Source organism: Serratia sp. ASV30 (assembly GCF_016428815.1).
Lineage (GTDB): Bacteria > Pseudomonadota > Gammaproteobacteria > Enterobacterales > Enterobacteriaceae > Chania > Chania fonticola_C.
Genome location: NZ_JAELTL010000175.1, coordinates 1 through 532 on the forward strand (window position 1 = coordinate 1; position 532 = coordinate 532).

General features: G+C 47.2%; 1 protein-coding gene. It reads left to right on the top strand.

Annotated elements, in window-relative coordinates; genetic code table 11:
- Positions 1 to 166 precede the first annotated feature (166 nt).
- The coding region (locus JHD74_RS25970) for a fimbria/pilus periplasmic chaperone (protein WP_199063905.1) at positions 167 to 532 on the top strand (366 nt) is incomplete at its 3' end.

The following is a 532-nucleotide window of genomic DNA, read 5'->3' on the forward strand; positions in this document are numbered from 1 at the left end:
CCCCCCCCCCCCCCCCCCCCCCCCCCCCCCCCCCCCCCCCCCCTCTTCAAGCCCAAGCCGGCATACGAGATGATACCGCCTGTCTCGTGGGCTCGGAGATGTGTATAAGAGACAGCTATAACTGTCTCTTACTAAATGAAAAATAAATTATTTGGTGGAATACCGCATGAATAAATTCCTTTTTTCTTTTGCCATGCTGGCATTTTCTACTCATTGCTTTGCCGCAGCAAATATGGAAATCTGGCCGGTCACGATTTCTTTTACTGGTAGCGCTAAGAACAGCGTTTTTTGGTTAAAAAACGTAGGTAGTGAAAGTGTCAGTCTGCAAGTCAGGGTATTGAACTGGCAACAGGCAGACTCTAAGAACTTGTATGCGGAACAAAATGAGGTTTATACGGTACCTGCTTTTACCATTATCCCGCCGCAAAAAAAGATCCCGATAAGGATATATGGTATCAAGAATCAAGGCGACAAAGAGCATGACTTAAAGGCTGTCTCTTATACACATCTGACGCTGCCGACGATGCCAACT